Raw genomic sequence first — 18,042 nt, forward strand, 5'->3', positions numbered from 1 at the left:
GGCGGCGGACACTGTACGAAGTAGATGGCCCGTTCCGCCCCTCATCGCTCGTACTGTCAGTACATGACCACAACGCCAGAGGTGCCCGTCGCGGTGAACGACGCCCGCGGGCGCGTGGCCGAGCTCCACGCGATCCGCGAGGAGGTCCGGCGCGGCCCCAGCGCCCGCGCGACCGAGGCCCAGAAGGCCAAGGGCAAGCTCACCGCCCGCGAGCGGATCGAGCTGCTGCTCGACGAGGGCACGTTCCGCGAGGTGGAGCCGCTGCGGCGGCACCGGGCCAGCGGCTTCGGCCTGGAGGCCAAGCGCCCCTACACCGACGGTGTGATCACCGGGTGGGGCGCCGTGCACGGCCGGACGGTCTTCGTCTACGCGCACGACTTCCGGATCTTCGGCGGCGCGCTCGGCGAGGCGCACGCGGAGAAGATCCACAAGATCATGGACATGGCCATCTCGGCCGGCGCCCCGCTGATCTCGCTGAACGACGGCGCCGGCGCCCGGATCCAGGAGGGCGTCTCCGCGCTGGCCGGCTACGGCGGCATCTTCCAGCGCAACACCCGCGCGTCCGGCGTGATCCCGCAGATCTCGGTGATGCTCGGCCCGTGCGCCGGCGGCGCGGCCTACTCGCCGGCGCTCACCGACTTCGTCTTCATGGTCCGCGAGACCTCGCAGATGTTCATCACCGGGCCGGACGTGGTGCAGGCCGTCACCGGCGAGCAGATCAGCCAGAACGGGCTGGGCGGCGCCGACGTGCACGCCGAGGTCTCCGGGGTGGCGCACTTCGCCTACGACGACGAGCACACCTGCCTCGAAGAGGTCCGCTACCTGCTGTCGATGCTGCCGCAGAACAACCGGGAGAACCCGCCCGCCGTCGAGGCGCACGACCCGGCCGACCGGCGCGGCGACGTCCTGCTCGACCTGGTGCCCGCCGACGGCAACCGCTCCTACGACATGCACAAGGTGATCGAGGAGATCGTCGACGAGGGCGAGTACCTGGAGGTCCACGAGCGCTGGGCCACCAACATCATCTGCGCGCTGTCCCGGCTCGACGGCCAGGTGGTCGGCATCATCGCCAACCAGCCCGCGTCGATGGCCGGCGTGCTGGACATCGAGGCGTCCGAGAAGGCCGCCCGCTTCGTCCAGATGTGCGACGCCTTCAACATCCCGCTGGTCACCCTGCTCGACGTGCCGGGCTTCCTGCCCGGCGTCGCGCAGGAGCACGGCGGCATCATCCGGCACGGCGCCAAGCTGCTCTACGCCTACTGCAACGCCACCGTGCCGCGGATCTCGCTGATCCTGCGCAAGGCATACGGCGGCGCGTACATCGTGATGGACAGCCAGTCCATCGGCGCCGACCTGACCTACGCCTGGCCGACCAACGAGATCGCGGTGATGGGCGCCGAGGGCGCGGCCAACGTGATCTTCCGCCGGCAGATCGCCGAGGCCACCGACCCGGACGCCACCAGGGCCCGGATGGTCAAGGAGTACAAGGCCGAGCTCATGCACCCGTACTACGCGGCGGAGCGCGGCCTGGTGGACGACGTGATCGACCCGGCCGAGACCCGCGAGGTGCTGGTCAGCGCGCTGGCGATGCTCCGTACCAAGCACGCGGACCTGCCGTCGCGCAAGCACGGCAACCCGCCGCAGTGACACCGCCGAGCAACCGCCGTACCGACTGTTCCGGCTGAGGAATCCCAGACATGGAGACGATCGTGAGCACTCCCGCCGATTCACTGGTGCGCGTCGAGAAGGGTCACGCCAAGCCCGAGGAGCTGGCCGCGCTCACCGCGATCCTGCTCGCCCGCGCCGCGGCCGGCGAGTCCGAGGACGCCCCGCAGGCCCGTCCGGCCCGTTCCACCGCCGGCTGGCGCCGCCTGGAGCGCACCCCGGGCTTCCGGGCGCCGCACTCCTGGCAGGGCTGAGCAGGGCCGCACAGGGCCGAGCCCAGCAGATCTGACGTACCACCCGGGCCCGGCGGCGCGGGCCGGCCCCGCGCCGGTCAGCGCAGCCGGGCCATCAGCGCGTGCTCGACCAGCGTGATCAGTGCGCTCTTGGCCTCGCCGCGGTGCCGGGCGTCGGTGACGATGATGGGTGCCTCGGGCCCGATCTGAAGGGCCTCGCGGACCTCTTCGGGCCGGTAGGGCTGGTGGCCGTCGAAGCCGTTGAGGGCGATCACGAACGGCAGGCCGCTGTTCTCGAAGTAGTCCACCGCGGGGAAGCAGTCCGCCAGCCGCCGGGTGTCCACCAGCACGATCGCGCCGATCGCGCCGCGCACCAGGTCGTCCCACATGAACCAGAACCGGTCCTGGCCGGGCGTGCCGAACAGGTAGAGGATCAGGTCCTCGTCCAGCGTGATGCGGCCGAAGTCCATCGCCACCGTGGTGGTGGTCTTGTCGGGCGCGTGCGTCAGGTCGTCGATGCCTGCCGAGGCGGACGTCATCACGGCTTCGGTGCGCAGCGGGTTGATCTCCGAGACGGCACCCACGAAGGTGGTCTTGCCGACCCCGAACCCGCCCGCCACCACGATCTTCGCGGAAGTAGTGGCGCGAGCCGCCGTGCCGCTAGAGCTTCCGAAGTCCACTGAGCACCCTTTCAAGCAGTGTCACGTCTGGCTGTCCGCCGGCCGACTCGTCGCCACCGGGCTGGTGGATCGTGACGAGCCCGGCCTCGGCGAGGTCGGCGACGAGGATCCGGACCACGCCGAGCGGGATGGTGAGCAGTGCGGAGATCTCCGCGATCGACTTGATCTCCCGGCACAGCCGGCAGATCCGCTGGTGCTCGGGCAGCTGGCCGCGCAGCCGCTCGGGATCGGCCGTGGTGCTGACCAGCGCCTCGATCGCGAGCTGGTAGCGCGGCCTGGTCCGGCCGCCGGTCATGGCGTAGGGCCGCACCAGGCCCGACGGGCTCTGCCGGCCGCCGTCGGCCGAGCCGTTGCCCGCGTTGCCGTAGGCGCCCCTGCCGCCGCCGCGCGGTGACTGCTCGGGCTCGCTCCTGGGCGGCTCGTACGGCTGGATCCGCGGCCGGGGCGGCCGGTACTGGGGCTGTCGGGGTTCGGGCTCGGGAGTGGGCGCCGAGGGGAAGTTGTACGGATTGAGCGGCGGCTGACGCCTGTTGCCGTACGGGTCTCCGCCGGGGGACGTGCTCACGAGTCCTCCTCCTGATACGGCTCGCGGGCCCCCGTCCGGGCCCCTGGCGGGTGTCCGGACGAGTCGCGCGGGCGCGTTTCGCTAGTTGAGCAGGCTGCCTTGCAGCTCGGCCCGAAGATCGGGGGTGAGTACGGTGCCTGCCCGGTCCACGAGCAGGGCCATTTCGTAGCCGACGAGGCCGATGTCGCACTCGGGGTGGGCGAGTACGGCGAGGGAGGAGCCGTCGGAGACCGACATGATGAAGAGGAAGCCGCGCTCCATCTCCACGACGGTCTGGTTGACGCTGCCGCCCTCGAAGATCCGGGAGGCCCCGGCGGTCAGTGAGGTCAGGCCGGAGGCGACGGCGGCGAGCTGGTCGGCGCGGTCGCGGGGGAATCCGTCGGACATCGCGAGCAGCAGGCCGTCGGCGGAGACCACCACCGTGTGGGACACCCCGGGGGTGTTGTCCACGAAGTTGGTGATCAACCAGTTCAGGTTCTGTGCCGCCTGGCTCATCGGACTCAACTAGCGCTCCTGGTTCTGGGGGCCGCCGAATTGGGGGTCGGAGGCCTGTCCGTTCGTGTCAGTTCCAGCAGTGCGCCCTTGCTGGACGCCACGTCGCAGATTACTCAACCTGCCACGTACGTCCTCCGGTGCGCGGGAGACCTGTGGGCCGCCCTGCGGGGTCTGCGTCGCGGTACCCGGGACCAGGTTGGCCTTGGGCACCCGCCGTGGCAGGCCGGAAGGGGTGACTCCGCCTGCCTTCGGCTCACGGACCCCCTCGGCCCGCTGCCAGTTCTCGTCGTTGGTCGACCGCCAGTCGGATTCGGAGGAGTCCGGCGTCGGCGTCGCTTGTGGTTCGGGAGCCTCCTGATCAGGCTGTTCCCGAGGTGTCTCGGTGCGCTTCCGTTCCCGGCGCGGCAGGCCGGCGTCCGTCAGCGAAGGCGAGACTACGCTCTCGGACGGCTGGGAGGGGAGCGGCGGAGCGGATTCCGTTTCGTCTTGTGCCTGCTGTGGCGGCTGGGACTGCTCTTCCGGCTGTGCGGGGCTCCAGGGCTCCTGACCGGGCCGGTAGCCCTCGAACCCGGCCGGCTGCCCCGCGGGGTCGTAGCCGGCGTCGTAGCCGCCCTGTGCGTACTCCTGCGGGTACTCCTGGCCGGACGGCTGTGCGGGTGCGGCGGGCTGCTCGGCCTGCGGCTGGTACCCGTTGCCGTATTGCTGTGCGAAGAAACCGTTCTGCTGCTCGAATCCCGGCTGTTCGAACGCCGGCTGGTCGAAGCCGGACTGCTCGAAACTCGGCTGCTGCTGCTGCTGCTCGCCGGCCGGGTAGCCCTGGCCCTCGTAACCGGGCCGGAACTCCTGCTCGTACGCCTGCTGCTGGTACGAGGCGTCGTAGCCCGGGTCGTACACCGGCTCCTGGTAGTCACCCGCCGGGGCCTGCGGGTCGTAGCCGGTCTGCTCGTACGGCTGCTCGTAGGACTGCTCCTGGCGCTGCTCGGGCACCGGCGGCGGCCCCTGGACCTGCTGCTCGGCGCCCGCCGCGGCCTCCAGCTGCGCGCGGCGCTCCTCGCGGAGCAGGCCGCGGCCCACCGGGTCCAGCGCGGGCGCGCCGCCCTCGGCGCGGTCGTAGCGCGAGTCGTCGAAGCCCAGCTCGGCGGCCGTGCGGCGGCCGAGCTCCGCCATCCCGGGCTGACCTGCGGGCTCCGCCTCGGCCGGCTCGGGGACGATCCGCGACACGGTGAAGTCCCGCTCCTCGTCGAGGAGTTCGTCCTCGCCGCCGCCACCGCGGGTGATCGCCTCGGGCAGCATCACCAGCGAGGTGGTGCCGGCCTGCTCGCCCGAGGGGCGCAGCTGCACCCGGATGCCGTGCCGGTCGGACAGCCGGCCGACCACGAACAGGCCCATCCGCTTGGCGATCTCCACGTCCACGGTCGGCGGGTCTGCCAGCTTGCTGTTGATGTCGGCGAAGTCCGCGCTGGTCAGGCCGATGCCCTTGTCGTGGATCTCCACCATCACCCGGCCGTCGGGCAGCCGGGTCGCGGTGACCCGCACCTTGGTCTGCGGCGAGGAGAACGTGGTGGCGTTCTCCAGCAGCTCGGCCAGCAGGTGCACCAGGTCGGTGACCGCGCTGCCGTGGATGTCGGTCTCCGGGATGCCGACCAGCTCTATCCGCTCGTACGCCTCCACCTCGGAGGCCGCGGCCCGCATCACGTCCACCAGCGGGATCGGCTGGTTCCACTGCCTGCCCGGCTCCTCGCCCGCCAGCACCAGCAGGTTCTCCCCGTTGCGGCGCATGCGGGTGGCCAGGTGGTCCATCTTGAAGAGGCTCTCCAGCTGGTCCGGGTCCGCCTCGTTGTTCTCCAGTTCGGTGATCAGGTTGAGCTGCCGCTGGATGAGGCCCTGGTTGCGCAGCGAGAGGTTGGTGAAGATCGCGTTGACGTTGCCGCGCAGCAGCGCCTGCTCGGCGGCCAGCCGGACCGCCTCCCGGTGCACCTGGTCGAAGGCCCGGGCGACCTCGCCGATCTCGTCCTGGCTGTTGATCGGGATCGGCGCCACGGTGGTGTCGACGCGGCCCGGGTCGGTACGGGACAGCTGGTCGACCATGCCGGGCAGCCGGGTCTCGGCGATCTCGAAGGCCGCGCCGCGCAGCCGCCGCATGCTGCGGCTCATCGTGCGGGCCATCAGGCCGGCCAGGATGAAGGCGATGATCAGCGCGACGACCACGATCGCGGAGTTGAGGATCGCGTCCCTCTTGGCGTTGGAGGCGATGTGCGAGGCGTCCTTGGACGCCTTGGACGCGAGGCTGACCTCCACCGTGCCGTACGCGTCGAAGGACAGCGTGGAGGCGCCGAAGTAGGACTCCTGGGTGATGCCCTCGGCGCGCAGCTGCGCCACCGTACGGCCCGGGGTGGCGATCTCGCTGACCATCTTGGTCAGCTCCGGCGGCGCCACGAACGGCTGGTTCGCCGCGTCCGCCGCGGCCTTGGCCGCGGCGACCTGCTGCTTGCCCTTGGCCGCGGCGGCGGCCTGGGCGTCCTGCAGCGCCTTCTGGTCGGCCGGGGTGCCGCCGCCGTTGTACTCCTCGACGGAGATGCCCTGGAGGTACTCGTAGGAGCCGAGCGCGGTCTTCTGCAGCGCCAGCTCCGACGGCGAGACCTTCTTCTCCACCAGGATGTGGGTGCCGATCGACCGGGTCAGCGACTCCGCGGCCTTGGCGAGCGAGGCGGCGTAGAGGGTACGGCCGTAGGCGGTGATGTTGCTGGTGCCGTAGCCGAGCTCGTTGTCCAGCTCCAGCAGCGGGTGCTGGATCGTGACGTACCGCTCCTCGGTCTGCACACCGGGCAGCTGGTGGGTGTACGCGGCCTTGCGGAGCGAGCCGAGCAGCGGCTCGACCTTGCGGAAGTTGGCCATCCGGTTCTTCAGACCGGTCTGGTCCGGGATGTCGCGGGCGGCGGTGTCGAAGGCGCGGGCCGCCTCGTCGGTGGCGGCGCGGGCCGAGGTCACCGCCGGGTCGTCGGTCTTGCCGGCCAGCAGCGGAACCGCCGTGAGATCCCGCTCGTTGATCAGTGCGTTGCTGTAGGTCACCGCGGCGCTCACCAGGTTCGCGGTGCGTACGGCGTCATCGGCCTGGTGCCAGGTGTCCACCGAGCTCTTCACCCGGAAGCCGCCGAAGACCAGCGCGACCAGTACGGGGATCAGGAGGATCACGTTCAGCCGGGTGGCGACCCGCCAGTTGCGTACGCTGAAGCGGCCGCCGGGGTCGGGCAGAGTGGTCGACTGCACCGCCGGAGCACCGCCCGTGGCGGGTTCTCCCCCGGGGTGTCGGGGCGGCGTGAAATTCCCCCGCGGACCGTCTCCGGTGCCCGCCTCTGCTCGCCTCGTGTTCCTCACTGGACCAACAACCTCTCGGCGACGGCCCGCCAGGGGCCGTTCCTACGCTCGGGTTCTGCGAATTTCAGCACGTCATGGGGGTGCTGGCCAAACGTCTGGGATAGCGAAACCTCCGCTGCGAACGAAAACATAAAACGGGCATAAGTTCAAAGCCATGGCAAACCCTATGCCAGACGTACGCGCTGCGGCACCGGGTGAGCGCGAGCGGTGTTCACCGGGCACCGAAACTCTCTCGAAATGTTATGAAGACGGGGACCGGCCGTGTCCGATGACACAGTCGGTCCCCGTGGCTTCCCACCGTTTTCCCATTGGCAACATGCCAATGGCAACGGCTATTTGAGACGTGCAAGCAACGCGTGTTCCACCAGAGTGATCAGTGCGCTCTTGGCCTCGCCGCGGTGCCGGGCGTCGGTGGTGATGATCGGCGCCTCCGGCCCGATCTGCAATGCCTCGCGGACCTCTTCGGGCCGGTAGGGCTGGTGGCCGTCGAAGCCGTTCAGGGCGATCACGAACGGCAGGCCGCTGTTCTCGAAGTAGTCCACCGCGGGGAAGCAGTCCGCCAGCCGCCGGGTGTCCACCAGCACCACGGCACCGATCGCACCGCGCACCAGGTCGTCCCACATGAACCAGAACCGGTCCTGGCCAGGGGTGCCGAACAGATAAAGGATCAAGTCGTCATCGAGCGTGATACGGCCGAAGTCCATCGCCACCGTGGTGGTGGTCTTGTCCTGGACGTGGCTCAAATCATCGATTCCGGCCGACGCCGAAGTCATCACGGCTTCGGTGCGCAGCGGATTGATCTCCGAGACGGCTCCCACGAATGTGGTCTTTCCGACGCCGAAGCCGCCCGCGACCACGATCTTCGCGGAGGTCGTGGACCGTGCCGGCGGCGCGCCGTACGACTGCGGCGCCTGTGGCCTAGAGCTTCCGAAGTCCACTGAGCACCCTCTCAAGCAGTGTCACATCTGGCTGGCCGCCCGCTTCGCCGCTGCCCGGCTGGTGAATGGCGACCATGCCGGCCTCGGCGAGGTCGGCCACGAGAATCCGGGCCACGCCGAGCGGGATGGCAAGGAGCGCGGAGATCTCGGCCACCGACTTGATCTCACGTGTGAGATGGCAGATCCGCTGGTGCTCCGGCAGCAGCCCCGCGTACTGACCCGGGTCGGCGGTCGTGCTGACCAGGGCCTCGATGGCGAGCTGGTACCGGGGCCTGGTACGGCCACCTGTCATGGCGTACGGCCGCACCAGCGGCTGGTCGCCTTCCACCCCGTACGGCGCGTGGTGGGACGCGCCGTACGGGCCCGGCGAGGCGGGTGGCGGGGTCATGAGGGTCCTCCGTGTCCGGGCTGTGCTGTCGCGGTGCTGTGCTGTCGCGGTGCGGAATGACGGGAAGAACGGGCGGGCGGAAAAGACGGGACCTGGTCGGGCTCAGTGCATCAGGCTGCCCTGGAGTTCAGCACGGAGATCGGGGGTGAGAACCGCGCCTGCCCGGTCCACGAGCAGGGCCATCTCGTAGCCGACGAGGCCGATGTCGCACTCGGGGTGGGCGAGTACGGCGAGGGAGGAGCCGTCGGACACGGACATCAGGAACAGGAAGCCGCGCTCCATCTCCACGACGGTCTGGTTGACGCTGCCGCCCTCGAAGATCCGGGAGGCCCCGGCGGTCAGTGAGGTCAGGCCGGAGGCGACGGCGGCGAGCTGGTCGGCGCGGTCGCGGGGGAATCCGTCGGACATCGCGAGCAGCAGGCCGTCGGCGGAGACCACCACCGTGTGGGACACCCCGGGGGTGTTGTCCACGAAGTTGGTGATCAACCAGTTCAGGTTCTGTGCCGCCTGGCTTATCGCACTCAACTAGCGCTCCTGGTGATTCGTACCGAAACCACGGTCGTCGGTGTTGCCACCGCCGGCCTCGCGGCCCTGCTGGATACCACGACGGAGGTTGGTCAGCCGGCCCCGGACGTCGTCGGGGGACCGGGAGACCTGCGGGCCGCCCTGCGGGGCCTGCGGCTGGGCCGCGCCGCCCGGGACCAGGTTCGCCCTGGGCACCCGGCGGGGCAGACCCGAGGGGGTCACGCCGCCGGCCGACGGCTCGCGGACCTGCTCGGCCCGCTGCCGCAGCGCGTCGTTGGGCGAGGAGCGCCAGTTCGGCGTCTCCCGCGGCAACGGCTGCGGCTGCGCCGGAGCCTGCTGGCGGTCGGCCGCCGGAGCGGCCGCCGAGGCGGGCGCAGGGGCCGGGGCCGGCTGGTGCTGGGGAGAGCTGGTGCCGGGACGCTGCGGACCCGGCCGCTGGTCGGTACGCGGCCGCTGCGGAGGCGCGGTACGGCCGACCGGGCGCGGCGGCGGGGCCTGCTGGCCGCGCGCGCTCTGCTCGACGTGGATCTGCTGCATCCGCTCCGCCTGGCCGGTACGGAACCAGTCGGACTCGATGGACGCGAAGATCGGGGTGGGCTCGTCACCGCGGGTCGGGGCCGGCGGCAGCGCCATCGGCTCGGACAGCGGGTTGGGCGGCTCGGGACGCTGCGGCTGCGGCGGTTGCGGGACCGAGTACTGGCCGGTTCCCTGGTCGCCGCCCTGGCCGGGCATCGCGAACTGGCCGGTGCCGTCACCGGGCCGGCCGCCGCCGGGCAGCGGGTGCTGTCCGGTGTCGTACGACTCCTGCGGGGCGCCGCGGCCGTTCTGCCCGTAGCCGGGCGTGCCCTGCGGACCGCGCGGGCCGCGCTGCGGCAGCCCGCCCGGGTTCTGGAACTGCCCGGGGCCGCCGGGCTGACCCGGCTGGCCGGGTGCCCGGAACTCGCCGGTGCTCTCGCTGCTGACCGCCGGGAACTGGCCGGTGCTGCCCGGGCCCTCGGCCTGGACCGCCGGGAACTGCCCCGTACTGCCCGGACCCTCGGCGCGGACGGCCGGGAACTGGCCGGTGCTGCCGGGGCCCTGGAACTGCCCGGTGTTCTCGCCCTGGCCACCCTGCCCGCCCTGCGGCGGCTGCGGGATCGGGAACTGCCCGGTGTCACCGGGACCGCCGCCCTGGCCGGGCACCGGGAACTGCCCGGTGCTGTAGGTCTCCTGCGGGCCGCGGCCGCCGCGCGGCGCCCCGCCGCCCTGCTGCGGGATCGGGAACTGGCCGGTGTTGCCGCCGCCCTGCTGCCCGAAGTCGTCGCGGATCGCCGGGAACTCGGCGGTCTCGCCGGGGCCGCCCGGCCGGGCGCCGCCCTGCGCGCCCTGGCCCGCGCCCTGCCCCTGCCGCGGGGTGGGCCCGGGACGGCCGCCGAACACGTCGGAGCGGAAGCCGCTGGGGCCGGTGCTCTGCGGCTGCGGCGGCGGGAACTGGCCCGGCTGCCGGTTGCCCTGGCCCTGGTTGGGGTTCTGGCCCTGACCGGGGTTCTGGCCCTGGTTGGGCCGGCCGCCGAACAGGTCGCCCGGGCCCTGCTGGAAGTCCGCGCGCTGCCCGGGGGCCGGCGCGGTGCCCGCGCCCTCGAACGCGTCGAAGGCGGGCGCGTCGTCGACCTCCTCGTGGCCGCGCGGCGTGTCCTGCATCCCGCGGTCGTCGGGGAAGCCCTGGCCGCCGTCCTGCGCGGCCCAGCGCGGCGCGCCGGGCTGCTGCGGTGCGCCGCCGCCCCGTCCGCCGCCCGCGGCCAGCGCGGGACGTGCGGCGCCGCCGCCGACCTGGCTGCGCTGCGGGGTCTTGCCGACCTGCGGCGAGTTGCCGAACGCGCCGGCGATGCCGGTGCTGCCGGCCGCCGCCGGGGGAGGAGTGGCGCCGGGCCGTCCCGCGTTGCCGACGTTCTTGGCGCCGCCGCCCTGGGTGAGGTCCACCGGCAGCATGACCAGTGCCGTGGTGCCGCCGGAGTCCGACGGGCGCAGCTGGATCCTGATGCCGTGCCGCAGCGACAGCCGGCCGACCACGAACAGGCCCATCCGGCGGGACACCGAGACGTCCACCGTCGGCGGGTTGGCCAGCCGCTCGTTGATGTCGGCCAGGTCCTCGGGGGACAGGCCGATACCGGTGTCGTGGATCTCGATCAGCACCCGCCCGTCGGGCAGCGCGTGACCGGTGACCCGCACCTTGGTCTGCGGCGAGGAGAACGAGGTGGCGTTCTCCAGCAGCTCGGCGAGCAGGTGGACGAGGTCGTTGACGATCCGGCCGGTGACCTCGGCCGACGGCACCGAGGTCAGCTCGATCCGCTCGTACTGCTCCACCTCGGAGGCGGCGGCACGCAGCACGTCGACCAGCGGCACCGGGCGGGTCCACCGGCGGCCCGGCTCCTCACCGGCGAGGACCAGCAGGTTCTCACCGTTGCGGCGCATACGGGTGGCGAGGTGGTCCAGCTTGAACAGCGAGGAGAGCTGGTCGGGGTCGGCCTCGCGGGACTCCAGCTCGGAGATCAGCGACAGCTGGCGCTGGATGAGGCCCTGGCTGCGGCGCGAGAGGTTGGTGAACATCGCGTTGACGTTGCCTCGCAGCAGCGCCTGCTCGGCGGCCAGCCGGACCGCCTCGCTGTGCACCTCGTCGAACGCGCGGGCCACCTGGCCGATCTCGTCGCGGCTGTTGATGCCGATCGACTCGACCGAGGTGTCCACGTCCTGCGGGTCGGTGTCGGAGAGCTGCTTGACCAGCTCGGGCAGCCGCTTCTGGGCGACGTCCTGCGCGGTCTGCTGGAGGCGGCGCAGCGAGCGCACCATCGAGCGGCCGACGATGAAGGCACCGACGACGGCGATGCCGAGCACCAGCAGGATGATCGCACCGGAGATCAGCGCGGACTGCTTGGACTCCTTCTGGAGCTTCAGAGAGCGCTGCTGCAACTCGCTCAGCAGCGAGCGCTCGATCTGGTTCATCGCCTGGATCTTGGTCTTGGCGTTGTCGTCCCAGTCGCGGTACGAGAAGCCCATGCTCGCCAGCGCGCTCTGCGAGGCGACGATCCGCGTGCGGTCCTTGTCGTGCTGGGTGATCGTGTCGTTGCTGCCCTCGGTGCCGTCCAGTGGCGCGAGCAGCGGGACGCTCGCCGTGCCGTAGATGGTCCGGAAGATGGTGAGGGAGCCGTCCTCGTCGGTCGAGGCCCACTTCACCGACTGGTAGTCGCTCGCCGACATCCCGTGGTTCTCGGCCAGCTTCTTGGTGTCGGCCAGCGCGGCGCTGATCACCGCGCGCTGGATCGACTCGTACTCCTTGGCCGAGGAGAAGGCCGCCAGCGCGCGGGCGTCCTCGACCATGGACTTGTTGTTGGTCGCCTGCGCCATGTCGTCGGTCAGCTTCAGCAGCGACTGGATCAGGCCGTCATAGGCCGAGACGGTGCCGGAGATGGACGAGTCGTCGCTGTAGGCGGAGTCGCGGAGCGCGGCCAGCGAGGTGAGCTGGGTGTCGATGGACAGCAGGCTGGAGCGGACGCCGCTCCCGCTGAAGACCGACTTGGACTGCACCAGCTCGCTGGCCGTGTGGTACGCCTTCTCCTTGAGGTCAGTGGTCTGCCGCGAGGAGGTGACCGCGTCGTCGTTCGGGTGGCCCTGGGTCATCGGGCCCGCGGAGCTGTCGCGCTCGTCCTGTAGCGCGTCCGCGAGGTCCACCGCGTGTTCGGTGAGGTCGGTCAGGGTCTGCATGTTCTTCAGCTCGTTGACGTTGTCGAGCGAGCTGTTGATCCGCAGACCGCCCAGCGTGCCGGCGGTGATCACCGGCAGCGCGAGCAGGGACACAAGTCTGGTGCTGATGCGCCAGTTGCGCATGGCTATTCGGGGGCCGGGCTTGCCCGCGAGGCCGGTGATCCGGCCCGCGTCGATGCCGCTCGGCGTGCTCGTCCGGCCGGTGGCCGCAGTGGGTCCCGGCGTGGCGCCTCCGGAGTCGGCCGCCGTCGGCGCCTGACCGTTGCCGGTCGTGCCGGGCTGCTGCTCCGGGTCGCCCGCAGCGCCGCTGTCCCTCTTGAAACGTCCCTGCACTAGCGTCGCAACCTCTGGACCAGGCGTCCCCCGCGACAAAGCGGACAGGACGGTGTCGAGTCATGGGGGCTCAGGGCGACCCCGGATTGCGAGGAGGCCGTTGATGCCCTTCACCGCCGCTCGTTGCCCGCCCGCGCCCCCTGCGCGTCGGCTTGATGTGATGCGGCGGTCCGGGGAATTCCAGCACAGTGCTGGATCTCCCAACAAGGCCCGTAGCCGACCTGTTGGATTCCGTCACTCCATGCGCTGGGATCCACACGGATTGTTCACCGACGATGCATGGAAATCGGTTCATTTCGGATTTTCGATTCACCGGCGCTCACCGGCTGTGGAGTGCCCCGGGCCGGTTGATCACGAGTGGTATGCGCGGAGAAGGGACTGTTGTCCGAATCGTGGAACTTGAACGACTGTCCGCGATGACCGGTATGAGACTCACTTCGTGAGCAAAATCACAGCCCGTCAGATGTCTGGGTCACGTTGTTCCGGGAAAGGGCCGCACTAGCCTTGCGCTTTACAGAGCGAGGCTTTTTGTCAACCGCGTGTCAACCGCCGCCCGGCCCGCCGGGCGCCCCGAGCTTCCGAGGTCCAGAGCACCGATGAAGACCACCCTGATGTTCCGCCAGATGATCGCCAACCCGCGGCGCACCACCCTCGCTCATCTGAAGGACGTCGAGGACCTGGACGGCCTGTCGACCGCCCCCACCGCTGCCGGCGACACCGCCGGGGAGTTCGCACTGCCGCAGCGCACCGCGAACCCCCGCCGTACGGTACTGACCGAGCTGCCGAAGACTCCCGTCGCCCCCTGACTCACCGCCCGCCGTCCGGCCGCGCCGCGCTGACCTGCGGCAACGCCCCGGGCAGCGGCACCTGGCCCGCGCACTAAGCTGAGGCCCATGCGCATCGCCAGGTTCTCCATCGACGGCAACGTCGCCTTCGGCGCGGTCGAGGGCGACCCGACAGGCCCCGGCGGCCTCGACGGGCTCGTCCTCGACATCATCAAGGGCATCCCGTTCGCCGACTTCGAGCTGTCGGGTACGAAGGTCCCGCTGGACAAGGTCCGGCTGCTGCCGCCCGTCCTGCCCAACAAGGTGGTCGCCATCGGGCGGAACTACCCGGCGCACGCCGCCGAACTGGGCAACGAGGTGCCGGCCGCGCCCTGGGCGTTCTTCAAGCCGTCAACCTCGGTGATCGGCCCCGGCGACCCGATCGTGTACCCGACGTTCTCCAGCGAGGTGCACCACGAGGCGGAGCTCGCCGTGGTGATCAGCCGGCTGTGCCGCGAGGTGCCCCGCGAACGCGTCAAGGACGTCATCCTGGGCTTCACCTGCGCCAACGACGTCACCGCCCGGGACACCCAGCGGACCGAGAAACAGTGGGCCCGCGCCAAGGGCTTCGACTCCTCCTGCCCGCTCGGCCCCTGGATCGAGACCTCGCTCGACCTGGCGGCGGCCTCCGACCTGGCGATCACCGCCACCGTCAACGGCGAACTGCGCCAGGCGGGCCGCAGCAGCGAGATGATCAACTCCATCGAGGACCTGATCGTCAACATCACCGAGGCGATGACCCTGCTGCCCGGCGACGTCCTGCTCACCGGCACCCCGGCCGGGGTCGGCCCACTGCACCCCGGCGACGAGGTCGCCGTATCCATCGAAGGCATCGGCACTCTCACCAACAAGGTGATCTCGCGTGGCTAGCGCACCCTCCTCGGACGTACGCGTCCGCTTCTGCCCCTCGCCGACCGGCAACCCGCACGTGGGCCTGGTCCGCACCGCCCTGTTCAACTGGGCCTTCGCCCGGCACCACCAGGGCACCCTGGTCTTCCGGATCGAGGACACCGACGCCGCCCGCGACTCCGAGGAGTCGTACCAGGCGCTGCTGGACTCGATGCGCTGGCTCGGCCTCGACTGGGACGAGGGCCCCGAGGTGTCGGTGGACGGCTTCACCGCCGGCGGCGGCCCGCACGCGCCCTACCGCCAGTCGCAGCGGATGGAGATCTACGCCGACGTCGCCGCCCGGCTCAAGGCGGCCGGCCACTCCTACGACTGCTACTGCTCACCCGAGGAGCTGGAGACCCGGCGCGCGGCGGCCCGCGCCGCCGGCCGCCCGTCCGGCTACGACGGGCACTGCCGCGACCTCAGCGCCGAGCAGGTCGCCGAGTACCGCGCGCAGGGCCGGGCGCCGATCGTCCGCTTCCGGATGCCGGACAAGGCGATCACCTTCACCGACCTGGTCCGCGGCGAGCTCACCTTCACCCCGGAGAACGTGCCGGACTACGGCATCGTCCGGGCCAACGGCGCCCCGCTCTACACCCTGGTCAACCCGGTGGACGACGCGCTGATGGAGATCACCCACGTGCTGCGCGGCGAGGACCTGCTGTCCTCCACCCCGCGGCAGATCGCGCTGTACGAGGCGCTGGCCGACATCGGCGTGGCCAAGCAGGTGCCCGCGTTCGGCCATCTGCCGTACGTGATGGGCGAGGGCAACAAGAAGCTGTCCAAGCGCGACCCGGAGGCCTCGCTCAACCTCTACCGCGAGCGCGGCTTCCTGCCCGAGGGGCTGCTCAACTACCTCTCGCTGCTCGGCTGGTCCTTCTCCGCCGACCAGGACGTCTTCTCGATCGACGAGCTGGTGGCGACGTTCGACATCGCCGACGTCAACGCCAACCCGGCGCGCTTCGACCTGAAGAAGGCCGAGGCGATCAACGCCGACCACATCAGGCTGCTGGACGCGGCGGACTTCGCCGCGGCCTGCGCCCCGTGGCTGCGCGCGCCCTACGCGCCCTGGGCGCCCGAGGCGTTCGACGAGAAGGCCTGGCAGGCCATCGCCCCGTACGCGCAGACCCGGCTCACCGTGCTGTCCGACATCACCGCCAACGTGGACTTCCTGTTCCTGGACGCCCCGGTGGAGGACGAGGCGTCCTGGACGAAGGCGATGAAGCCCGGCTCCGACGAGCTGCTGCGCACCGCCAGGGAGAAGCTCGACGGCGCGGACTGGTCCTCGCCCGAGGCGCTCAAGGAGGCGGTCCTCGCGGCCGGCGAGCAGCACGGCCTCAAGCTCGGCAAGGCACAGGCCCCGGTCCGCGTCGCGGTCACCGGCCGCACGGTGGGCCTGCCGCTCTTCGAGTCCCTGCAGATCCTCGGCCGCGAGCGCGCGCTGTCCCGGATCGACGCAGCCCTGCTGCGGCTGTCGGCCGGGTAGATTGCGGGTATGGGCATACGGGCGGTCCTGTGGGACATCGACGACACGATCTTCGACTACGGCACCGCTGACCTCACCGGGATGCGGAACCACCTGATCCAGGAGGGCCTGCCCGACGGCTGTGAGAGCGTCGAGCAGGGCCTCGTCCGGTGGCAGGAGGTCACCGGCGAGCACTGGGCGCGGTTCTCGGCCGGCGAGTGCTCGTTCGACGAGCAGCGCAGGGACCGGGTGCGCGGCATGCTCGGGCTGCCGCTGACCGACGACGAGGCCGACGCCTGGTTCGGACGGCACGTGGTGCACTTCGAGGCGGCCTGGTCGCTGTTCCCCGACACCGTCCCCGCGCTCGACCTGCTGGCGGCCGACTACCGGCACGCCGTGCTGTCCAACTCCTCGTTCGACCACCAGGACCGCAAGCTGCGCACGCTCGGGGTCAGGGACCGGTTCGAGGTGCTGCTGTGCGCGGCGGAGCTGGGCGTCTCCAAGCCCGACGCGGCGGCCTTCCTGGCGGCCTGCGAGGCGCTGGCGCTGCCGCCGCACGAGGTGGCCTACGTCGGCAACGAGCCCGACATCGACGCGCGCGGCGCGGTGGAGGCCGGACTCGCCGGGATCTGGCTGGACCGCCACGGACGCGGCGGGCGGCCGGAACTCGTGCGTATCACCGGCCTTGCGGAGCTTCCCGGCCTGCTCCGCGGCGATACCCGTTTTGGAGCGGTGTCCCGGATCGGGTAATGTTCTTCCTGCGCCGCCGGAGCGGACTGGAAAGGTCCAGCCGGCGAGTGTCATCCGAATGAAACCCCGATGGGGTTGCATTTTGGTGGGGTATGGTGTAATTGGCAACACGGCTGATTCTGGTTCAGTTGTTCTAGGTTCGAGTCCTGGTACCCCAGCGCATGCAGTGCAAGCCCCCGTTGTGTAGTGGCCTAGCACGCCGCCCTCTCAAGGCGGTAGCGCCGGTTCGAATCCGGTCGGGGGTACAGATCCTTTCTTTCCGTCCCCTCCGGGTCGCTCCCGGCCGTGACGACGCGAGGATCGCCAGGGCCCCCGTTGTGTAGTGGCCTAGCACGCCGCCCTCTCAAGGCGGTAGCGCCGGTTCGAATCCGGTCGGGGGTACTTTCTCTTCTCAGCTTCTCGGCTGCTCGTCATCACCTTCTGAGCCGCACTCGCGGCCTCACTCCAGGCCCCAGCGGCGGGCCGACTCCTCCTCCTGGGCGATCCGCCGCAGGCTGATCAGCACCGGTTCGAAGAGCACCGCGTCCGCGACCGCCGCCTCGACCTTCTCCACCGGGGTCTCCAGGTGCTCCAGCCGGTCCATGTCGAAGGCCGCGAGCCGCCCCAACTGCTCCGCGTACGGCAGCAGCTTGTCGGCGTCCATCGGATAGCCGAGATCCGCCAGCCGGACGATCGCGGCGGTCAACACCCGGAAGTTGGGCGACAGTTCGCCGATGTCCCGGGCCGTCGTCCAGCCCAGCAGCTCCAGCAGCCGGTCCACCTCCACCCGCGCGGCGGCCGTCCGCGGGTCCTCCTCGTCCGGCTCCAGCTCGTGCGGCAGCTCCCACAGCGCGGCGCCGAGCCGGATCGTCTGGCCCAGCGAGTCGTCGTCCACGTAGTCCAGCACCCGGCGCGCGTCCGCCACCGGCACCCGGCCGATCTGGATCAGCGCCCGCACCAGCCGCAGCCGGCGCAGGTGCGCCTCGTCGTAGTCGGCCTGGGTGGCGGTGACCTTGCGGCCCTGCGGCAGCAGTCCCTCGCGCAGGTAGTACTTGATCGTGGCGGTGGGAACCCCGCTGCGCTTGCTCAGCTCGGCCAGCCGCATTTCCGCTTGCACCTTCCGTTGGAGAGTGGCACTATCCAATCATGGATAGCGCGGCTATCCAATCAATCCCGTCACGCGTTGCCACATCGCATCACG

15 protein-coding genes and 3 tRNA genes are annotated in these 18,042 nt (G+C 70.9%); 9 read left to right on the forward strand and 9 right to left on the reverse strand.

The window, feature by feature from the left end:
- The first annotated feature begins 63 nt into the window (after positions 1-63).
- On the forward strand, positions 64-1,647 hold the full coding sequence (locus ACQPW6_RS30460; protein WP_433892914.1) for an acyl-CoA carboxylase subunit beta: 1,584 nt from the start codon (positions 64-66) through the stop codon (positions 1,645-1,647).
- Positions 1,648-1,706: 59 nt separating this feature from the next.
- A complete protein-coding gene (locus tag ACQPW6_RS30465) occupies positions 1,707-1,919 on the forward strand; it encodes an acyl-CoA carboxylase epsilon subunit (protein WP_433894710.1) in 213 nt (70 codons plus the stop codon).
- A gap of 77 nt (positions 1,920-1,996) precedes the next feature.
- Here the strand turns inward: ACQPW6_RS30465 and ACQPW6_RS30470 are convergent, their stop codons facing one another.
- The 8 genes from ACQPW6_RS30470 to ACQPW6_RS30505 form a co-directional block, all read right to left on the reverse strand.
- The gene (locus ACQPW6_RS30470) at positions 1,997-2,578 is read right to left on the reverse strand and encodes a GTP-binding protein (RefSeq protein ID WP_433892915.1); all 582 of its coding nucleotides are present in this window, start codon (positions 2,576-2,578) and stop codon (positions 1,997-1,999) included.
- On the reverse strand, positions 2,559-3,143 hold the full coding sequence (locus tag ACQPW6_RS30475; protein WP_433892916.1) for a DUF742 domain-containing protein: 585 nt from the start codon (positions 3,141-3,143) through the stop codon (positions 2,559-2,561). Before ACQPW6_RS30475 ends, ACQPW6_RS30470 begins: the two co-directional genes overlap by 20 nt.
- Positions 3,144-3,224: 81 nt before the next feature.
- On the reverse strand, positions 3,225-3,638 hold the full coding sequence (locus ACQPW6_RS30480) for a roadblock/LC7 domain-containing protein (protein WP_033173109.1): 414 nt from the start codon (positions 3,636-3,638) through the stop codon (positions 3,225-3,227).
- Positions 3,639-3,647: 9 nt separating this feature from the next.
- The gene (locus ACQPW6_RS30485) at positions 3,648-7,013 is read right to left on the reverse strand and encodes a nitrate- and nitrite sensing domain-containing protein (RefSeq protein WP_433892917.1); all 3,366 of its coding nucleotides are present in this window, start codon (positions 7,011-7,013) and stop codon (positions 3,648-3,650) included.
- 332 nt (positions 7,014-7,345) lie between these two features.
- Positions 7,346-7,951: a GTP-binding protein gene (locus ACQPW6_RS30490; protein WP_433892918.1), complete on the reverse strand. Its 606-nt coding sequence runs from the start codon at positions 7,949-7,951 to the stop codon at positions 7,346-7,348.
- Positions 7,932-8,339 (reverse strand): DUF742 domain-containing protein, encoded by a 408-nt coding sequence (locus ACQPW6_RS30495; RefSeq protein WP_093717892.1) that lies wholly within the window; start codon positions 8,337-8,339, stop codon positions 7,932-7,934. The genes ACQPW6_RS30490 and ACQPW6_RS30495 overlap by 20 nt, the downstream gene beginning before the upstream one ends.
- A gap of 102 nt (positions 8,340-8,441) precedes the next feature.
- The gene (locus tag ACQPW6_RS30500) at positions 8,442-8,864 is read right to left on the reverse strand and encodes a roadblock/LC7 domain-containing protein (RefSeq protein WP_433892919.1); all 423 of its coding nucleotides are present in this window, start codon (positions 8,862-8,864) and stop codon (positions 8,442-8,444) included.
- On the reverse strand, positions 8,865-12,935 hold the full coding sequence (locus ACQPW6_RS30505) for a nitrate- and nitrite sensing domain-containing protein (protein ID WP_433892920.1): 4,071 nt from the start codon (positions 12,933-12,935) through the stop codon (positions 8,865-8,867). It lies immediately after the preceding gene.
- A 596-nt stretch (positions 12,936-13,531) separates the two neighbouring features.
- Between ACQPW6_RS30505 and ACQPW6_RS30510 the strand changes: the two genes are divergently transcribed.
- The 7 genes from ACQPW6_RS30510 (at position 13,532) to ACQPW6_RS30540 (ending at position 17,243) form a co-directional block, all read left to right on the forward strand.
- Positions 13,532-13,741: a hypothetical protein gene (locus ACQPW6_RS30510; RefSeq protein ID WP_433892921.1), complete on the forward strand. Its 210-nt coding sequence runs from the start codon at positions 13,532-13,534 to the stop codon at positions 13,739-13,741.
- 87 nt (positions 13,742-13,828) lie between these two features.
- Positions 13,829-14,629 carry a fumarylacetoacetate hydrolase family protein gene (locus tag ACQPW6_RS30515; protein ID WP_433892922.1) on the forward strand — a complete coding sequence of 267 codons (801 nt, stop codon included), beginning with the start codon at positions 13,829-13,831 and terminating at the stop codon, positions 14,627-14,629.
- A complete protein-coding gene (gene gltX, locus ACQPW6_RS30520) occupies positions 14,622-16,133 on the forward strand; it encodes a glutamate--tRNA ligase (protein WP_433892923.1) in 1,512 nt (503 codons plus the stop codon). The genes ACQPW6_RS30515 and gltX overlap by 8 nt, the downstream gene beginning before the upstream one ends.
- Before the next feature lie 9 nt (positions 16,134-16,142).
- Positions 16,143-16,862, forward strand: coding sequence for an HAD family hydrolase (locus ACQPW6_RS30525; protein WP_433892924.1), 720 nt, complete (start codon positions 16,143-16,145; stop codon positions 16,860-16,862).
- An 86-nt stretch (positions 16,863-16,948) separates the two neighbouring features.
- A tRNA-Gln gene (locus ACQPW6_RS30530) sits at positions 16,949-17,020 on the forward strand.
- Between the two features lie 14 nt (positions 17,021-17,034).
- Positions 17,035-17,107 (forward strand) — tRNA-Glu (locus ACQPW6_RS30535).
- 63 nt (positions 17,108-17,170) lie between these two features.
- A tRNA-Glu gene (locus ACQPW6_RS30540) sits at positions 17,171-17,243 on the forward strand.
- A gap of 58 nt (positions 17,244-17,301) precedes the next feature.
- Here the strand turns inward: ACQPW6_RS30540 and ACQPW6_RS30545 are convergent.
- Positions 17,302-17,946: a MerR family transcriptional regulator gene (locus ACQPW6_RS30545; RefSeq protein WP_433892925.1), complete on the reverse strand. Its 645-nt coding sequence runs from the start codon at positions 17,944-17,946 to the stop codon at positions 17,302-17,304.
- Positions 17,947-18,042: the final 96 nt, after the last annotated feature.

This window comes from Streptomyces sp. CA-111067, from assembly GCF_050956065.1.
Classification (GTDB): Bacteria; Actinomycetota; Actinomycetes; order Streptomycetales; family Streptomycetaceae; genus Actinacidiphila.

Coding starts and splice junctions, on each gene's coding strand:
- ACQPW6_RS30545 (WP_433892925.1), bottom strand. CDS start 17,946: ATGCGGCTGGCCGAGCTGAGCAAGCGCAGCGGGGTTCCCACCGCCACG.
- ACQPW6_RS30525 (WP_433892924.1), top strand. CDS start 16,143: ATGGGCATACGGGCGGTCCTGTGGGACATCGACGACACGATCTTCGAC.
- ACQPW6_RS30510 (WP_433892921.1), top strand. CDS start 13,532: ATGAAGACCACCCTGATGTTCCGCCAGATGATCGCCAACCCGCGGCGC.
- ACQPW6_RS30460 (WP_433892914.1), top strand. CDS start 64: ATGACCACAACGCCAGAGGTGCCCGTCGCGGTGAACGACGCCCGCGGG.
- ACQPW6_RS30495 (WP_093717892.1), bottom strand. CDS start 8,339: ATGACCCCGCCACCCGCCTCGCCGGGCCCGTACGGCGCGTCCCACCAC.
- ACQPW6_RS30480 (WP_033173109.1), bottom strand. CDS start 3,638: ATGAGCCAGGCGGCACAGAACCTGAACTGGTTGATCACCAACTTCGTG.
- ACQPW6_RS30515 (WP_433892922.1), top strand. CDS start 13,829: ATGCGCATCGCCAGGTTCTCCATCGACGGCAACGTCGCCTTCGGCGCG.